This is a genomic window from Chitinophaga sp. 10T418, from assembly GCF_056394125.1.
The window spans coordinates 575,500-594,626 of sequence record NZ_JBFTHG010000006.1 but is presented as its reverse complement, the minus strand read 5'-3'; the positions used below and the strand labels follow the sequence as shown (position 1 = coordinate 594,626).

General features: G+C 45.2%; 14 protein-coding genes. 9 read left to right on the top strand and 5 right to left on the bottom strand.

What is annotated here, in order from left to right; genetic code table 11:
• Nucleotides 1–6: 6 nt before the first annotated feature.
• From AC1DCV_RS20560 to AC1DCV_RS20550, 3 genes are all read right to left on the bottom strand, one after another.
• Nucleotides 7–1,089, bottom strand: coding sequence for an efflux RND transporter periplasmic adaptor subunit (locus AC1DCV_RS20560; RefSeq protein WP_477024923.1), 1,083 nt, complete (start codon nt 1,087–1,089; stop codon nt 7–9).
• Between the two features lie 172 nt (nt 1,090–1,261).
• A complete protein-coding gene (locus AC1DCV_RS20555; RefSeq protein ID WP_477024922.1) occupies nt 1,262–1,657 on the bottom strand; it encodes a hypothetical protein in 396 nt (131 codons plus the stop codon).
• A gap of 259 nt (nt 1,658–1,916) precedes the next feature.
• Nucleotides 1,917–3,101, bottom strand: a complete 1,185-nt coding sequence (locus tag AC1DCV_RS20550; RefSeq protein ID WP_477024921.1) for a vWA domain-containing protein — start codon at nt 3,099–3,101, stop codon at nt 1,917–1,919.
• 250 nt (nt 3,102–3,351) lie between these two features.
• On the opposite strand from AC1DCV_RS20550, the gene AC1DCV_RS20545 reads away from it, so the two are divergent.
• From AC1DCV_RS20545 to AC1DCV_RS20525, 5 genes are all read left to right on the top strand, one after another.
• The gene (locus tag AC1DCV_RS20545) at nt 3,352–5,073 is read left to right on the top strand and encodes a tetratricopeptide repeat-containing sensor histidine kinase (protein WP_477024920.1); all 1,722 of its coding nucleotides are present in this window, start codon (nt 3,352–3,354) and stop codon (nt 5,071–5,073) included.
• Complete coding sequence (locus AC1DCV_RS20540) at nt 5,036–5,791, top strand: LytR/AlgR family response regulator transcription factor (protein WP_477024919.1); 756 nt, start codon at nt 5,036–5,038, stop codon at nt 5,789–5,791. Before AC1DCV_RS20545 ends, AC1DCV_RS20540 begins: the two co-directional genes overlap by 38 nt.
• 177 nt (nt 5,792–5,968) lie before the next feature.
• Entirely contained in the window at nt 5,969–7,087 is a 1,119-nt protein-coding gene (locus AC1DCV_RS20535) for an epoxide hydrolase family protein (RefSeq protein WP_477024918.1), read from the top strand.
• 70 nt (nt 7,088–7,157) lie between these two features.
• On the top strand, nt 7,158–7,739 hold the full coding sequence (locus AC1DCV_RS20530; RefSeq protein ID WP_477024917.1) for a Crp/Fnr family transcriptional regulator: 582 nt from the start codon (nt 7,158–7,160) through the stop codon (nt 7,737–7,739).
• Between the two features lie 73 nt (nt 7,740–7,812).
• Entirely contained in the window at nt 7,813–8,748 is a 936-nt protein-coding gene (locus AC1DCV_RS20525) for an ester cyclase (RefSeq protein ID WP_477024916.1), read from the top strand.
• 29 nt (nt 8,749–8,777) lie between these two features.
• On the opposite strand, the gene AC1DCV_RS20520 is transcribed toward AC1DCV_RS20525, so the two are convergent.
• A complete protein-coding gene (locus tag AC1DCV_RS20520) occupies nt 8,778–11,924 on the bottom strand; it encodes an AsmA family protein (protein ID WP_477024915.1) in 3,147 nt (1,048 codons plus the stop codon).
• 287 nt (nt 11,925–12,211) lie between these two features.
• Between AC1DCV_RS20520 and AC1DCV_RS20515 the strand changes: the two genes are divergently transcribed.
• The 4 genes from AC1DCV_RS20515 to AC1DCV_RS20500 all read left to right on the top strand — a co-directional run bounded on the left by AC1DCV_RS20515 (nt 12,212) and on the right by AC1DCV_RS20500 (nt 17,943).
• Complete coding sequence (locus AC1DCV_RS20515; protein ID WP_477024914.1) at nt 12,212–14,503, top strand: serine hydrolase; 2,292 nt, start codon at nt 12,212–12,214, stop codon at nt 14,501–14,503.
• A gap of 124 nt (nt 14,504–14,627) precedes the next feature.
• On the top strand, nt 14,628–15,317 hold the full coding sequence (locus tag AC1DCV_RS20510; protein ID WP_477024913.1) for a porin family protein: 690 nt from the start codon (nt 14,628–14,630) through the stop codon (nt 15,315–15,317).
• Between the two features lie 253 nt (nt 15,318–15,570).
• Complete coding sequence (locus AC1DCV_RS20505; protein WP_477024912.1) at nt 15,571–17,058, top strand: alpha-L-fucosidase; 1,488 nt, start codon at nt 15,571–15,573, stop codon at nt 17,056–17,058.
• Nucleotides 17,059–17,250: 192 nt separating this feature from the next.
• The gene (locus AC1DCV_RS20500) at nt 17,251–17,943 is read left to right on the top strand and encodes an alpha/beta hydrolase (RefSeq protein WP_477024911.1); all 693 of its coding nucleotides are present in this window, start codon (nt 17,251–17,253) and stop codon (nt 17,941–17,943) included.
• A gap of 376 nt (nt 17,944–18,319) precedes the next feature.
• On the opposite strand, the gene AC1DCV_RS20495 is transcribed toward AC1DCV_RS20500, so the two are convergent.
• A complete protein-coding gene (locus tag AC1DCV_RS20495; protein WP_477024910.1) occupies nt 18,320–19,063 on the bottom strand; it encodes a hypothetical protein in 744 nt (247 codons plus the stop codon).
• Nucleotides 19,064–19,127 lie beyond the last annotated feature (64 nt).

The window sequence follows — 19,127 nt, the reverse complement described above, 5'->3', positions numbered from 1 at the left end:
GAACTACTATTCCGCTTTCAATCGCAGTTGGGAAATAACTTCCTCGGGTTTCCGGTATTCGTATTTGATCTTGTCATCATCTTTTACCTTCTGAACACCTTCGAGCAGTATCTTATCATTTTCTGAAATGCCACTTTCCACTACATACAGGTCGGGCATCTGGCCACGGATAGCAATGTTGCGGGACCTTACCACATTGTTGTTGTCTACCACAAAAACATATAGCTTATCCTGAATTTCGTAGGTCGCCTTTTGTGGGATGACTAACGCATTTTTAAGCGGAATGGTCATCAGTACTTTACCTGTTTCTCCATTTCTCAGCAGCTTCTCAGGATTCGGGAATCTTGCCCTGAAGGCAATGTTTCCTGTTTCATTGTTGAATTCACTTTCAATGGTTTCCACATCTCCTTTATACTGGAGGGGCTGATTATTGGCTAACAGCAGTCCTACTTTGCTGTTACCGCGGCCTTTGGTGTTGGTAGCATAGTCCAGGTATTCCGGTTCAGATACGTTGAAGTAGGCAAACATCTGGGTGTTGTCTGAAAGGCTTGTCAGTAACCCACCTTCATCGATTACGCTACCCAGTTTGAATGGGATGCGGTCAATGGTGCCATCAAATGGCGCCCTGATTTCAGTGAATGACAGGTGAAGTTTCGCCAATGCCATTTCTGCTTTGGCCTGATCCAGTTTGGCCTGCGCCATTGCCTGCTCATTTTTGGAGACAACATTTTTGTCGACCAGGGTTTTGGTATTCTGCAGTTCTATTTCTGCTGCCCTGGTTTCCGCTTCCGCTTTCTGAAGTTCTGCCTCATACATTTTAGGCATGATCCTGAACAGCAGCTGGCCAGCTTTTACAAACTGTCCCTCATCTACATAAATGTTCTGGAGGTAACCCCTTTCCTGTACCCTGATTTCTATGTTCCTGACAGATTTTATCTGGGAAACATATTCATGGGTGAAGGAAGTATCCACTCTGGATGGACTGGTAACGGTGTATTTGCCAGCTTCTTCTTTTTCTTCCTTTCTAGGTTTACAGCTTGTTAAGTACAGCAGGGCAAAGAAGCCCGTAAACATGACAATTCTATTCATGATATTTAATGGATATTAAGCGATGGCATGGTAGTAAGGCAAAGACGCCTATGGATGCAGAACGTTATCAGTCGCCAGGGTAACCTGAACGGCAATGCAGGAGGATGTATTATCAATATACATCTATCAGGTTGGCATGGTCACACGTTTGGTAACTGATACAGGTAACAGATCAGATCCTTAGCGCTCCCTGCGTAAGATAAATATTGGAAAGATGACCCCAAAAGAGTGGTGGGGCCTGAAAATATTTGCGTAGATAACTTAAAGTAGACAGGTGAGCGCGTGACAAATTGCACCTGGCCAGTAGCCTGTATTTCCTGACAAGGAAATTACTCGCATCGTCATCTTCCACATCATCACTTACCAGGTATTCGGCTTCCTCATCTACATCGGTATCGGATGCGATGGTGTCGTCCTGATTGGTGTCTGTAATTTTTAATAGCGACTGGCTATTGAGATGCTGCGTGGGATTGTTGCAGATATTGTGATGAGGCGTAAATGAAAATGCGCATTTATCTCCTCTTAACAGTAGGAAACATAAGCATGCAAAAAATATTACTACTCTCATTCGGGGACCAAAAGTAATAAAAGTTTGATAGAAAAAAAGAAATCATGTCCACATGTGCATGAAAAAACAATTATTACTTAAATAAGTAACAATTTTTTAACGTTAAAGTGAAATTTAAACATAGCGATATTTTTATAATATGTCTGGTTGCCTGGGATACCCCAATAAAAAACCTGCGACAACTGCGCAGGTTTTTTATTGGGGTATCCCGACCAGGTGCATTGCTGCCATCCTCCCGACAATGGATGCCTGGCCGGGTCTAGTTTTCTGCGGTGTATCCTTTTGCCGTTGCCAGCCGTACTATGGAATGGTTGATCGCAGCGCCCAGATCATCGGTCGTAACCGTCTTTTTTACTGCCTCATCAATATATTTTTGTCGTTGTTTGCCCAGTGTGGCCATTTCTTTCTGAATGCTTTCCCGTTCTTTGCTTTTGGCTGCCACCAGGGCTTCCAGCTCGGCAACGCTTTTTCCCTGCAGTTCTTTGGGTAAATCACGCTGGCTGATGCTTTTCAAAACGGTTTTGTCCTGGTTAACACGATCCACCAGGTCCCAGCTTTCATTTCTATAGGCGCCTTTTGATTTACTGACATAACGTTCAACGGAGTTAGCGGAGGATAGTGACTTCGCATTTTTATCCTGCATGATCTGGTTACTTTTCTTGGATGCGCCATAAGCGCCGTACCCGATATAGGTTTGGTTGATGCGTTCATTGCAGGCCTCTATTTTCCCGTCATAAGGGGTTTCAATAAAAACAACTTTTTTATCGGAGTCGATATTGAAATACTGGCCATGGCCTCTGTCGGCGCCATCTTTCCAGTTGGTGCTGATGCCTTCCTGTTTATCACCACAGTAGATCGTATTTATAAAGATGTTCTTGCCAACAGCTTCACTGGCGGCCTCTTTATAACTGATCCGTCCCTGGGTAAACGCTTCGTTACCGGCGATATAAATGAGTTTCATATCTGCCTGATCCTTTCCCCAACGCAGTGATTTTACCGCTTCGGTGATGACTGCACCACAATATTCTGAACCGCCATTGGTGCGAAGGGTGAATAGTTTTTCAGAGATGAGATCCAGGTCGGTGGTGAGTGGGGTAACCTGCCGGATGAAATTACTTGCAGGAGAAAGACCGTCATTACCATATTCATAAAGGGAAATCTCGATTACCGGTGCTTTCCCTTTATATCTCAGGGTAGTAAGGGTATTGATAATATTCCACAACCTTGATTTTGCCTGGTCTATCAATCCATCCATGCTATTAGAGGTGTCCAGTAGTAAAGCTACCTGTATGTGGGTATTGTCTTCGGCGGAAGGAGGAGTCACATAAGCACATATTGGAGTAGCTTTATCGCTTTCTTTATCCAGGAGGTATGGACGTGTATCATATTTCCATACCAGGAATCCCGATGCCAGCAGTGCGCTGGCTAATAGTGTCGTTTTCATGTTGCTTGATTTAAGATGACCCCATGAAAATAGGGGGTCTTATTTGCCTGTTAGAGACCACTTGGTGAAATCGTATTTTGAATGGGTGAAATACCCGGTTGCCCACACTGAAAAAACCTATTTTGCGGTTGAATCAATTAACATGGTACGCTACGGTATTTATATAATTATCTTGTTGGGTTGCTTTGGTGTCTGTGAAACAGCGGAGGCGCAGGGTAAAAAGGGCGGGGTATCCAAAGCAGCGAGGGATTTGAAAAAATCGCTTTCCAGCGATGATGATGCCCTGAAGACAGCCAGTCACTACGAGGCCCTGGCAAAAGAGCTGATGGATCAAAGTGAATATGCCAAAGCAGAAGAGTATCTTAAAAAGGCATTGGAAATATACACCCGGCTGAATGATAAAGACGCGGCCGCCACCACCGGACGCGCCCTGGCCAAAGTGCAGGAATTGCAAGAAAAAATAATTCCGGCCATACAAAATTACCAGTCAGCCGGTGACCTGACGAAAGATAAAACGCTGGAGAGCATTAATTTCAATGATGCCAACCGTTTGCGGAATAACAGTAACCCCCAGGCACAAATAGGTTACGTACAATCCAATCTTGTTATTTTTGAAAAGGAAGGAAAGAAACAGGAAGCCGCAGATGCCTACAAGCAACTGGGCAATAGTCAGCTATCACAGCATAATACCTCTGACGCCATTGCCAGCTATAAAAAAGCGATTGAAAAGAGTGACAATACCCGTGAAATCAGCGCTATCAGTAAGAAGATATCCAAAGTATATGTGGCTGGAAATAATATTGATGAAGCGATCCTGCTGAATGAATCCATCCTGGAAAAAGCAAAACGGGAGCAGAACGTAGATCTGCAAATTGACCAGGTCCGTGAGCTGGCGCAACTGTATTCCAGGAAACAACAACCCGAAAAAACAGGCAGTCTGCTGGAGGAAGCATATGCGCTGGCATTCAGTAGTGGTAATACTTCCAAAACAAAAGACTGTTTGCTGGCACTGACAAAATATTATCGGGAACAGCGCCGGGAAGATGCTGCCCTGAGCCGGTACGATGATTTCCTGCATCATTTGGATACGCTCATCAGAACGGATAGTTCGCTCGTAGATGCCAGCCTGTTTGATGTTACAGAAGGAAGAATCAAAGACCTGGAAAGAGAACGGGCCTTGCAGCAGGCATTGATCAGTAATAAAAATACCCTCAACTATTTCCTGACGGCTTCCATCCTKGCAATGGCAGTGTTATTGTTTTTTATTATCCGCGCATTACGTGCCATCAAGATCAAGAATAAAAAAATTGCTTTGCAGTCTTTGCGGCGGGAGATGAATCCACACTTTATTTTTAACAGCCTCAATAGCGTCAATCAATATATTGCAGAGAGTAATGAGGTGGAAGCAAATAAATACCTGACTTCTTATTCTGGTCTGATGCGGAATGTGATGGAACATTCCAGTAAAGACTTTGTGCCTTTATCTGTAGAGGTAGAACAGCTGAAAAGCTACCTGGATCTGGAACAGCTGCGCTTCAGTGATAAATTTGTGTATGTGTTGGAGATAGATGAAGCATTGGATACCGATGCGGTAATGATTCCCAATATGCTGATCCAACCTCATCTTGAAAATGCAGTCTGGCATGGGCTCCGCTATAAAGCCACGAAAGGGTTGCTTAGGCTGACCTTCGAAAAACAGGGACCGGTGATGCAGGTACTGATAGAAGATGATGGGATCGGACTGGCAGAGAGCCAGAAATTGAAAACAACGCATCAGAAAGCGCATCAATCCCGGGGAATTACCAATACGACCGAACGAATCAGTTTACTCAATGACATATACCATTTGCATATCCGGCTGCTGATGGAAGAAATAACGCTGGATGGCGCTACCGGAACGCGGATAATCCTGCAAATTCCCTTAATGAACAAAAATGATTTTACCAGAAAAAATAACTTCAGTTATCGTTGAAGATGAAGCCGCTGCGATGGCTGCCTTGCAAAACTATCTCCGGAAATTCTGCCCCCAGGTAGAAGTAGCAGGAACGGCGCAGAATAGCCGGGAGGCGATTCAATTATTACACGAGTTGCGTCCGCAACTGGTGTTTCTGGACGTGGAAATGCCCTTTGGCAATGCTTTTGATGTGCTCGAAGGCTGTCAGGATCTCCAGTTTGAAACCATTTTTGTAACCGCTTTTTCTGAATATTCCCTGAAAGCACTCAACCAGAGTGCAGCTTATTATTTGTTGAAACCTGTGAGCATAGAAGAATTGATCCTGGCGGTGAATAAGGTGCAGCAACAATTACAGCAAAAGCAATGGCTGAACAGGAACCGCATCATCATGGAAAATGCAAAAGAAGTCAACCCCGGTATGCAACAGGTGATCCTGCCTACATTGGATGGATTTGATGTGGTGAAGATGGGGGAAATTGTGCGCCTGAAAGGGAATGGTAATTTTACAGATGTTTATCTTACCAATGGCAATAAAAAGATGGTCTGCCGTTTTCTGAAACACTTCTCTGAGATGTTACCCCATCCCTTTGTACGGGTGCACAAATCACATATCATCAACATTCATTACGTACAGTCCTACCACAAGGGTGCGGGTGGTTATGTGAGTTTGAATGATGGCACGGCAGTGGAAGTGTCGCCGGCTTATAAAGATAATTTACTGAAAGCATTTCAGTAAGAGAGTAAGGGAAATGAATTCCCCTCTGTCGTCTTACTATCGTAAATAATTCTCCCATTGCGGCTCTGTTTTCAGCAATAGAATTAGCGCCTATTTAAATACTTTTGTACAGTATCAGATTACCCTATTTATTTACTTCCAACTTTAGTCATGCAGAAAGATATATCAATTAGGCCGATGCAGATTCATATTCCCGAGGAGGACATTGCGGATCTGCACCGCCGCCTGCGTCACACCCGCTGGGCGCATCCTATTGCCGGCTCCGGCTGGGCGGATGGTACCGATGGCGCCTACTTACAGGATCTCGCCGCTTACTGGCTATCGGAATATGATTGGCGGGAACGGGAAGCGCAATTGAATCGCTTTGATCATTATCTCGCTGAGGTAGACGGCTCACAGCTTCACTTTATCCGCGCTGCCGGTCAGGGACCGAACCCGATCCCCTTGTTGCTGATGCAGGGGTGGCCGAGTAGTTTTGTGCAGATGCTGCAGATCATTCCACTGTTGACAGCGGCGGGAACAGATGGCACGCCTTCTTTCGATGTGATCGCGCTATCACCTCCGGGTTACCCTTTTACGGAATTCCCGCGGGAGCATGGGATGAACTTTGCCCGGATCGGGGAGCTGGCCACCCGGTTGATGACAGATGGACTGGGATATGAACGCTTCGCCTGTCGTGGTTCCGACCAGGGTGGATGGATACAGCAACAAATTGCGCTTAAATATCCCGAACGAGTGATAGGGCTGCATCGTTCCTCTGTAACCTCTTCCCTGGTGCCATTGCCGGATGATCTCAGCCCTGCGGAAATAGCCTATCAAAAACAGGTAGAGGAATGGGGGCCGCTGGAAACGGCATATGCCCAGCTGCAAGCCCTTCGTCCGGAGACGTTGACGCCCGCGCTGGCGGATTCCCCTGTAGGTCTGGCCAGCTGGTTCATAGAAAAATTTCAACGATGGGGTGATGGTGGTCTTTTAATCGATGATCATTTTGGACGGGATGCCCTGCTCGACAATATCTCTCTGCATTGGTTTACGGGCGCCGGTGCGGCCGCTATAAGGCTATATAGAGAAGTTGCCCGTGACCCGGGCATAAAAGGCCGTGTGGAAGTTCCAACGGCTATTCTGATGCCTTTACGGGACGGAGTAAACGTTCCTGCACCCCGTGAGTGGGCGGAGCGTACTTTCAACGTGCAGCGCTGGACGTTGATGGAATGCGGCGGCCATTTCCCTGAATGGGAAGTACCGGACCTGGTAGCTACCGATATCAGGCAGTTTTTTGGCAGCCTGCAAGCATAAACAGAGGAGATGGGGAGACCATTTTGCGAAATTCAAATAACTTTGACGCTACCAATATCAGCCAGGTATCATGAATGATGAATTATTACTTCAAAATATAGCACGGCATATTCACCTGGAGCAGAACGAAATCGACTTCTTTTTCTCGTTACTAACTTTCCGGACGTTGAAAAAGAAAGAATTCCTGCTCAGGCAGGGAGATGTTTGTAAAACTGAAAACTTTATCGCCAAAGGATGTGTGAGAATGTATACGATAGACGAGAGTGGGTTTGAGCACATCGTGATGTTTGGTGTGGAAGGGTGGTGGACCAGCGATTTTTTCAGTTTTTTCACCAACACGGCTTCCGATTATTATATTGATGCCCTGGAAGATACTGAACTGTGGCAGATTTCAAAGGAGCACCTCGACCAGTTGTATGAGCAGGTGCCGAAGTTTGAACGTTTTTTCAGAATCCTGCTGCAGAATGCTTTCATTGCACAGCAAAAACGGATTAATCAAAATCTCTCCTTTACAGCAGAACAACGATATGTAGATTTTGTAAAAAAGTATCCTCAGCTCGAACAACGTATTCCTCAAAAGCAAGTGGCTGCTTATTTAGGTATGACACCGGTATTTTTGAGCATGCTGCGTAAAAAACAAAGCAGCCGGTAATTTCTTCAACTACTTTAATTTTTTAGATTTTTCTGCATCGTTTATTTGTGGTTCTAAATGCACATGCAAATAAATGAAAAACTACATCTTTAGCACACGCAACGATTGGACCGGCCTGATTATCCGACTGACACTGGGATTGATATTGTTTCCCCATGGCGCACAAAAAGTACTCGGATGGTTTGGCGGCCCCGGTTTCACAAAGGAAATGACCTTTTTTACCGATACCCTTCACCTGCCCTGGATCATCGCTTTCGGGGTGATCATCATTGAATTTTTTGGCGCACTTTCATTGATCCTGGGTATTGCAGCCAGAATCTGGTCTGTCGCCATCATCGGCCTGTTTGTGGGTATTATTTTCATGGAACACCTGGATAATGGTTTCTTTATGAATTGGTTTGGTACACAAAAAGGAGAAGGGTTTGAATACCATTTACTGATCATAGGCCTGGCGCTGGCGGTAATTGTGAATGGCAGTGGTAAATATTCGCTCCACAACATTGTGTTTAAACAGCCGTATATCCCTGGATCTTCTGTAGCCCTGATGGGTGCTGTCCTCCTGGGGCTATCTGCCTGCCAGCAACCAGCGCAGACGGTGGAAGATAAAAATAAGCAGTTGGTGGAACGCTACTTTAACGAGGTATGGAATAATGGTAAAGTGGAATTACTGGATGAGCAGCTGAGTGCCGACTATATTAATCATACACCCTCTGTGCCCAATCCTCCGAAAGGGGCAGCGGGCTTAAAACCAATTGTGATGGCTATCAGGCGAGCTTTCCCGGACCTGCATTATACGATCAAAGATGTGATCGCTACAAAAAACAGGGCGGTGGTAAGAGTGGTGATGACCGGAACGCAGAAGGACAGCTTATTTAATATTCCCCCTACCGGAAAATATGTAACTGTTAACCAGGTTAACATTGAAGAAATCATCGATGGTAAAATAGCGGAACACTGGCGGGTGACCGATGAGCTGACGATGATGAAGCAGCTGGGAGTGGTGAAATAACCACTTCCCGGCTCTTTGATGTAACACGACTATTTTTTATCATCATCATCCGGATCTTCCGTTTCTTCCAGCTTATCTTTATCACTTCCCCTGCGCAGTTTAACGACTGGATTATTCTGGCTGCCGGTAACGTTGAAGGGTATACCGAATATGCCTAATGGCGGAAGCCCCAGGCGTCCTTTGAGGTTTAGTTTACCATCCAGACTCACCTGTCCTTCGAAACGTGGACGGAAGCCGGCGATGCGCATTTTTGTTCTGTTAATGGTAATGATATTATTGTTGATGGTGGATTTGATATCTACCTGGGAAAGATCCGGATCTTTCATATCTTCTTTGCCGGTGCTGCTGCTGACGGCATTAAATAACTTAAAGCCTTTTAGTTTTATTTTTTTAACAGATAGCACGCCTCCGCCTTTCAGGGAAGGATATACGGGATTCATATTTTCATCCAGCTTACCATTCAGGCTGTAGTCCAGGCCAACGATACCGCTGGCATAAGACGCCGAGGAGGCCATATCGTGAAAGATCTTTATTTCGTTATAGGCTCTTTTGATGTCAAACTCTTTTGCACTGATATGATAGTCGAACATGGCTCTTTTCGGCTGCAGACTCACATAGGTAGCGTCCATTTCCACTGCCGCACCAACGATTGTAAAGCCGGTTTGGTTTAACTTAAGCTTACTGCTATCGATCACCAGCTGTCCATGGAAACTGTTGATGTCCATGCCCTTGAATCGGATCTTGTCAGCAGCGGCATTGAGCGTCAGCGACAGGTTGCCCGGTATGATGACTACGCCGGAAGGCCCGGCAGGGGCACTTTTGCCGGCCGCCGTACTTTTGCCGGCTCCGTTTACCATCATCTCATCTACCAGTATATAAGCGCTTTTCAGGTCAAAGGACCCTCGGAGAGGCTGGTCTTTGGTGGTGGCATAACCAATCACATTACTAAGGTATCCGTTGAGGTTAATCAATGATTTGCCATAGCTGGCGTTAAACTGATCAAACCACATTTTGTCCTGGTCAAAACGGAAAACGCCGTTATTGATTAAAAAAGGCAGGGGCAGCGATTCGGATGTTAACGCGATATTTTTTATGATGAGGGTACCGCTGTTACTCAGGTTATTATACCGGCCCGAGGTGGCGTCACTTTGTGTGCCACGCAGTAACAGGTTGGTTTTGATAAGACCTTTCAGGTCGTATCCCTTTATGGCAAATAGCTGGTAGATGCGCCCCAGGTCTATTACCCCGTTAGATGCGATGTTATACCGGAGGTTATCGAAATTATTCAGGTCGGCCTTCAGTACGAAGGGCTGCCCTTCAAACTCGAAGGAAATGGGTTTGATGTCTACGTTCAGTGAACGCATGGTTCCGGTGGTATTGGTAACGGTGGCGTCTATATTAATTTTTTCCAGTGGATGGGGATAGTATTTCGTTTGTACGGCGCCGTTATTCATGGTCAGTTTGGCGGTAGTAACCGGGAATAATCTTTTGGCCGGCAGGTAGGTACCTTTCGTGACCACATTTACCGCCAGGTCGCCGGTCATATCCAGACTGTCTATCGGGTATACTTTTTTAAGATCGTTCATATGCAGCAATGACTCCAGTTTGGCGTCAATGAGTGGTTGCTGCGCGTTGGTAAGCTTTAAGTATCCCCTGATATAATTGCTCAGCATATTGGCATTGATATCGTTGATGCTGAAATAGGTATGGGTGTAGTTCCCATCCGGGCAGGAGGCCTGTGCATTAAAACGAATGTCCTTTACCGCTTCCGGCAAGGAGGCAAACTTAAAGTAGCCGTTTCGTAAAGTAGCATCAAAGTTAAAGACAGGGATGCTGCTGATCACCGTGTCTGCGCGGTGTTGCAGGCCCTTATAAACTACGCTTTTTTCATACCGGCCATCGGCCTGCAGATGCGCCTGCAGTCTTCCTTTCAGGTCAATGGATTTCAACCCTACCGCCTGGTTCCATTTCTCCAGGTCTATGTCGGTATTCATTTTAATATGGATATCCGGAGTTTTAAGGCCCTTCACGCGGATAACAGAGCTGAAATAATCTTTGTCGATGTTGAAAAAGATAGAATCTACATTGACGTAAAGGCTATCTGTATTGAGTTGCGCCAGTGTAGACTGGAAGTTCAGGAAGAGGTTTTTTACCGGGGCAGGTGCTTTATCGTTGGTGACCGTACCATTTCTTACTTTCATATTGAAGGTAAGGTCGGGCATGGTGTTACTTTCCGCAATGTACTGGCCGATCAGTGTAGCATTGACATCCGCCGTTCCGGTGATGTTCATGTGTTCTGCCCATTTCGCGTATTCCGGTGGTAACGCACCAAAAATTGCATGCAGCTCTGATTCCATGGAGCTAAGGCGAAAGTCCATCTTGTAGCCATTTTTCAGGAATCCGAATGCGCCGTTAAACCGCACCGGCAATTCATTTATTTTCAGATCATTCTTTTCGAAAATGAAGTCGAGTGAATTGGTGTTGATCTTTGTGATCAGTTCTCCATTCAGTTTTTTGGATAAAATGTACTGGGTGCCGGCGTAACTGATATCAAATGAACCAATGCTGACTTTTGAATACAGGTCAAACTGTGCTTTGCTGAGATCCCCTTTACCCAGGTAGTTCACCTCATTGGCGCGGATATACATGGGGAGTGACTGATCATTGTAAATAATATTGCAATGCTCCAGCTGTATCCGTGCGATCTGCATAGAGGCGCTGCCACTGTCGGCCTGGCTGGGTGTGGAAGAAGGACTTGATTTATATACATTGTAGTTGGGATGCCCTGCTGTATCCACCAGCACACGGATATTTCCCTTCGTCAGATAGATTTGGTCAATATTAATAGCGCTGGAAAATACGCTGGACAGGTTAATTCCCAGTGCCACCTCGTTTGCTGATATCAGCGTATCTGCTTGAAAAGGAGCGGCTCCTTTCAGGCTAAAGTCGTATAATGTGAGTGTTAGTGCGGGGAAATGGTTAAAGAACGACAGCCGGGCCCTGGAAAAATTAAGATCGCCGGTGATGCTGTTGTTAGTCCATGTTTTTATTTTATTGGATATCGTTGTAGGAAAAAGAACAGGCAATAAAAACAGTAAAAAGATAATAGCGGCAATAGATATGGAAATTATTTTTAATGCCTTTAGGGCGATTTTTTTAATATTAGTATGGCGCATGAAATGATTGTTACTATCTCAATGTAAATATGAAAAGGCCATGATGGCCTTTTTTCAGGGGAAATTTTATACCTGATTTCAATGATGACTCCCGGCAAAGGTAGTTATTTTTTTATGATCAGTTCGGTATGGCAGAGTGGTTATTTATTTGCTGTCTGGCTTATGTTCTGGACATTTCAAAAACCTTTTCATGATAAAGTATTTTATAATATTTAACAACTCATTCGTTTGTCCGCAGGTTATAATCTGTAATTTAATAAGATTGATCCCAACAATCATTTCTTTATATGCCCATCAAATTGTTATCCTTATTGCTATTGTTTACAGCAGTACCTGTATCGTTTGTTTTTGCCCAACAGCCGCAAATGGAGATATCGGGAAGGGCAAAAGATCTGCAAAGCCAGCAGCCGCTGAGGGGAGTCAGCATCACGATAAACAGAAGCGGCACCGGAACTATCACCAACAGCATGGGTGACTTTCGTTTGCAGGTACCCGCTAACGCATTACATGATACACTGAGAGTATCTTCCCTGGGGTATAAAGTACAGTACCTGCCGGTAGTAGTGAACCGGGAAATGAATATCATGCTGGAACCTGCTTCCCTGGCTTTAAAAGAAGTGGCAGTAGTGATGAAAGATCCGGTAAAGCTCCTGAAAGAGGCGATCAGAAGGATACCTGATAATTATATCAATAAACCACACCAGTTAAGAGGTTTTTACCGCATCAATACCACACGCGGAGAGGATTATATGCAATTATCTGAAGCCGTTTTTGATATCTTCAATCACGGTTACGGCGAAAAAACAGGCAACGAATTGTACCTGATCCGCATGCGGTATGTCAAAGACGAAGCCGCTTCTCATGGCCTGGATCTGGGACTGAAGCCGGATTACCTGTTTGACTATGATATGGTGAAAGAAATTAAAAGCAGTAAAATATTGAGTGAAGAAGGGTTAACGAATCACCTTTTTGCTATCCAGGGCATTGTTGATTATAAAGGTGCCCCTGCTTATGAAATTACATTTGATCAGCGTGCAGGCGTGAAAAAATCTTTGTACAGAGGTAAGTTGTACCTCGATAAAGAAACATTGACCTTCCTGAAAATGGAGCGGGAGCTGAGTCCCAGAGGTTTGTCCTATGCCAGTTATGGAGATCTGGCTTCCAAAACGTTGATGTCATTGCTGGATATCCATATCAATCCCCGGAAAGATGTGCTGAGTGTGGAGTACCAGAAAGTAGGGGAGCGCTGGGTACTGTCTGATGTAGTGAGTAATACTTTGTTGAATTTTTATAGTAAAAAACGACAATACAATTTTACTGCTGATATAAAAGTAAACTACATTGTTACCGGTGTAGATACCACAAAAGAACAGGCGGTTTCTATTGGTAAAAGGCTCGGTGATAGTAAGGTCATAGAAAATCAAACGACGCCCCTGGAACCAGATTTCTGGCGCCACAATACCATGTTGTTACCTGATTTTGATGCAGAAGCAATAGCTGCTATTCTTAAGACAAGGAATGAAAACGGCCGGCTGCAAAAACAGGTCCGTGGAAAAATTCAACAGATGCCTCATGATCCTGCTGCCAGGATAGATTCCATCCTCAGCTATTATCATCTGAACAATCAATTTAATGGCACCGCTTTGGTGAAAAATAAAAGCGGAATTATCCTGAGCAAAAGCTATGGATATGCCGACAAAGAACAAAAGCTGCCGGCAGACAGCAATACCCAATACCGGATAGGCTCTTTATCTAAATCATTTACGGCTATCGTCATCTTACAGCTGATGCAGCAGGGAAAGCTACAGCTGAAAGACTCCGTTAAAAAGTTCCTGCCTGATTATATTCATGGAGACGTAACGATTGATCAATTGCTCACACATCAATCGGGGATTCCGAATTACACCAACAACCCTGATTATTTTTCGAAAATCATGCATCAATCTTTTTCGCTTAAAGAGCTGGTGGCAAAATTCTGTAGTGATTCGCTGGAGTTTTTACCTGGAACACAATTTCAATACAGCAATTCAGGATATGTGCTGCTGGCTTGTCTGGCAGAAGAAATTTATGGTAAACCGTTTGTGAAGGTATTGAAAGAAAATATTTTTTTGCCGGCAGGGATGCAACATACTTATGCCGGAATTGATACTGCGGGTGATAACAGGATGGCAACGGGTTATCTGTATGAAACCAAAGAACCGCCGTATTTCACCGCTAATACCCTCGGCGCCGGTGGTATCGTTTCCACGGCAGCAGACTTGCTAAAATGGTCTGCTGCATTATCTTCCAATAAATTACTTTCCAAAGAAACGATAACAGCAATGTGTCAGCCACGTGCGGCTTATGCAGACTGGGAAGCTTTTTATGGATATGGATGGATGATAGATCAGCGACGCTTTGCATTGTCTGCCGCACAACACAAAATCATTTATCACCCTGGAACAGATATCGGATTTTACACCATGTTTGTAAAACAGGAAGATAATGACGGCGTAATTATCTTGTTGAATAATACCGGCGACTTTCCCCGTTTCGACCTCACAGATATGATACTGACAGAAATAAACGCAGACCGCTGAATAGCCGCACTAAGCTTTTACAAACCCGGAATTAATAAAATTATTGTCTGGATAAGAAGTGACGTATTTCTCAACAGGAAGAAAGAACACGCGCTTTATATTTGTGAAATAATTTTATGTATCTATGAAAAAGTATTTCCTATTATGTACTGCAGCACTTGTGGGTGGCCTATACGCGCAGGCGCAGGTGACTTTTGGCTTAAAGGCTGGTTTTAGCGCAGCCAACATGTCATCCAAATTTGAAGGTGACAGTGGAATTGCCGGCAGAAAGGCCGACACCAAAATGATTCCTGCTTTCCACGCCGGTGTTATTGTTGATATTGCACTGGATGATCAACTTTCCTTGCAACCTGGTTTATTTTTCAGTCAGAAAGGAGCTAAGTTAGAAGCGGTGACGCCTGATTTGCTTGATCGTCCTGTTACGATTAAAACAACTACCCGTTTAAATTACCTGGAGTTACCTGTTAATCTGTTGTATAAGCATCAGATAGGAAGCGGTAAATTATTTGCAGGCCTCGGTGCCTATTTTGCTTATGGCATTAGTGGTAAGATGAAGATGACATCTCCTGATATAGCTACAGTAGATGAGAGTATTAAAGTGAAATTCAAGAATTCGACTGAGTACAGCGCCACTGAGGTATATGTAAAACCTTTTGACGCCGGCGCTAATTTCACTGCAGGTTATGAACTGAAAATGGGGCTTCAGTTCAGTGTAAACTATAGCCTTGGCCTGGTAAACAGCAGCCCTTACAAAAACGAAAAAGAAAAGAACCGTTACTTAGGCGTAAGTGTGGGATATCTTTTTAAGAGATAGATAATGCCACTTTTTTATGTGAGCTTGATAGCCGGCACCTGGTAAGTGCCGGCTATTAAATTATTGGCCCTTCCCGGAGTATCATCTACCTCTCTGATGAAAGTAGCAGCTATTTGTGCAGCGTATCTTCAGTGCTGCTGTTTGCTGCATCGTTCTTTTTGTTAAAATAAGTTTACTATTAGTCACTTAAGTTCCAGAAAGCGTGAGATAGTTCATCTATTTTTAAATTTTCGATTTTGTAACACGGAAATATATGATGAAGAGCATATTATTATTAAGCGCGCTTGTCGGGATGCTTAATTACTGCCAGGCCCAATTGCAGCAACCAGCTCAAAAGCCCAACGCTGCTCAGCGGGATATGATCAAACGCGGCTACGGGATGTTCATCCATTTCGGGATCAATACCTTTGCGGATGTGGAGTGGTCAGATGGTACTATTCCGGTGGAGAAATATCATCCTACTCACCTTGATCCGGACCAATGGGTGCGCACAGCGAGAGATGCCGGATTTCGTTATGTATTGCTGATCACCAAACATCATGATGGCTTCTGCCTATGGGATAGCAAATATACCACCTATGATGTAGGCGCTTCGCCGGTTAAAACAGATGTGGTAAAAGCGGTATCGGATGCCTGTAAAAAATACGGACTTCAGTTTGCGATCTATTATTCTCTCTGGGATCGTCATGAACCGTCTTATAAGGATCAGGACAAACAAAAGTATGTGAACTATATGCTCAACCAGTTGACGGAGCTGTTTACCAATTATGGCAGCATCTGTGAACTATGGCTGGATGGGGGCTGGGACCGGAAGCCAGACGAATGGGGTGTTGACCAGGTGTATCAGTTGGTAAAGAAATTTAATCCTGCCTGCGCTGTGAGTGTCAATCACACTATTGTAAATGAAGAGGGAAAACGGCAGCCCACCGTGCCGGGGGAAATGACTGCTGACAATAAATATTACTTCCAGTATTTCCCTTCTGATTTCCGTTTATGGGATCCGAAAATGATTACAAGATTTGATAAAAAACAATATCTGCATAAAGGCCAGTCCTATTATCTTCCCTTTGAACATACCATCTGCATCAGCGACCGACTGAACTGGTTTGAAAAATCCCCACAGCTGCCTGTACGCGAGCTGGACGAACTGGAAGAGTTATTTTACTGGAGCACCGATAATGATAATTGCCTCGTGATGAATGTCCCTCCTGATCAAACGGGCCGCATCAGGGAATATACGGCGCTCAGGGCAATTGATTTGGGTAAGAGACTGGGATTGTCCGTCGGTAAACCATTACCTAAGAATGGCCGGTTTATTTCAGCATTAAAGCCTGCAGCAGCTTCCAGTGTATATCCGGATAAAAACAATCAGTATAGTGGTAGCGCTGTCAATGATGGTAACCTGGATAGCCGTTGGGCAGCTACAGATACCATTGCCAGTGTGGAAATGGATCTGAACCCCTCAGATGCTTTCAATAAGGTCAGCATTTTCGAGTACAAAGACACGAAGGAGCTGCCGGATGGCTTTTCACAAATCAGGCTTCCCCGCATCCAGGAATATGCGATAGATATATTCAATAATGGAGAGTGGCAAACGATTTACATGGAGTCGAAACCCATGGGCGATTGTAAAGTGGTGAGGCTGCCACGCAGCTATCATGCCAGCAAGCTGCGCTTCCGGGTCACCAAAGCCAGTGCGCCTCCATCGTTGTATGAGATTTGTGTGATAGATATGAAATAAAGTTAAAAGCAAAACACGATGCGGCCAACCTTCACCGGTGGCCGCATTGTTGTTAGCGGACTCATTGTTTGATTTAATATAAACTTTACATCCCTTCCATTTGTAATAGAAGTTACTGCCGTAGCTTTAAGCTAACCATTGCATTACTCATCCTGTTTCAGGCAGATTTTTCAAACCAATAAAACTTTCATCATGGCAAACAAAGAGGTAACAATCATCCTTGTCCATGGGGCTTGGGGAGATGGTTCACATTGGAGGCATATTATTCCTTCCCTGCATAAGGAAGGGTATAAGGTCAGAAGTGTACAGAATCCCCTGACCTCCTTAGAAGATGACATCAATAAAACCAGGGATTTAATTGATGCGCAGGAAGGGAAGGTGCTGTTGGTAGGACACTCTTATGGTGGTGCAGTCATTACTGGTGCGGGAAATCATGATAAAGTAGTGGGCCTGGTGTATATTGCGGCCTTTGCGCCGGACGAAGGGGATAGCCTTGGAGCCATTTTCGGCCGCAGGGCGCAGCCGGCGGGAGGCGCCAGCATCTATCCCGATAGCAAAGGGTTTTTATGGTTGAAGTATGATGAATTCCATGCCTCCTTTTGTGCGGATCTGCGGGAAGAGGAAGCCCTGGTCATGTCGTTATCCCAGAAGCCCATACATGGCCGATGCTTCGGTGATGCAACGGGTACTCCAGCCTGGAAAACCAAACCCAGCTGGTACCAGGTATCGGATAAAGACCTGATGATCCCACCTGAAACAGAACAGGAAATGGCGGAGCATATCAAGGCCAGGAAGATTATTCATCTCGACGCCAGCCATGCCTCGCTGGCTTCTCATCCTGAAGAAGTAGTGGCGCTGATCCTGGAAGCGGCCAATCATAAATAATTCATCCTTTAAATAATAGCAATGAAGCCCCGCCCACAGTGTAGTGCGGGGCTTTTTGGTGCCTCCTTCGCCCGAAAAGTGGATCAGGTTGATTAGCTGCAAAAGTGTATTGTGATGATGTAGGCTCCGCCGAGGCTATGCTTAGCACCCGCTAAGGACCTACAGAAGCCCTGCAGGAGAGGTGGACTTGATGCGGGGGAGACGTTGGGGTGTATAACCGGGATGAAATGGTATCAGTAAATGGGTGGAGGTCAGCACTGGCCATAGCAGGGCTGCTTCAGTGTCGGGCTGTAGCTGAGGAAAGAGATAGACCATTGAAAGGAAGCAGGTATAAGGGGGGTATTCATCAAAATATCTCCGGGAGGCAAGGATCGCTTTATTCCAGTTGAATGACAGCTGGATATGCGTGCGGCCAGCTGAGTTTGAGAGGTAATATTGTGCGCTTTGGATACGTGCGTTTATGAGCATATTTGGGTACCTGTGGCGCTGTCACCGCAATGATATCGGCGGCCATATATTGCCTGCAGTGCGATAGGCCGTCTTTGTACATCGCTCTTACCTGGAAAACGACTACCAGCGAACCCTCTCCGGGTACATCCAGTGAAACATTGGTTTCCTGGAAAGTGGCATCGGGGGCTATCATGAGTGTAGCCGTTTCGCTACCCACCACCTGACGTGATCTAAAATCAATACGCGTGGCGATCACTTTTACTTCCAGCGCAGCAATGCCTTTAGGGCAGACGATGGTTTGTGCGGGAATATTTAATATTCCGTTACTGAACAGCCTGGGAGCCACCGGAAAGAAACGATCTACCCCGGTATGCTGATGGAAGCGGAAGCCTGTGATGGCGGCGTGATGATCGCCGGCAGCAATGAGTAGCTTGTTGAGCCGATTGATGTGGCCGCCGTCACAGTGAATATCCAGGTGGGGATAGAAAGCATGACGGATAAAAGCGCCTTTCCTGCTGGCGATGCCGAAGCGACGGGATGCGCGGCGGGTAGCAGCCGTTTGCTGCACGCTTTCGGGCATGGAGCGCAGGAAGTAGTTGCCATTGCGCTTATAGCCTATGAGATTGCCGAGTTTTCCCGTAAAAGAAATGATAGACATTTGTTTTGCCATGAGAGATTATTTTGATTACTATAAATATAACATAATCCCGGGAACCAGATTTCGGGGCAGATTG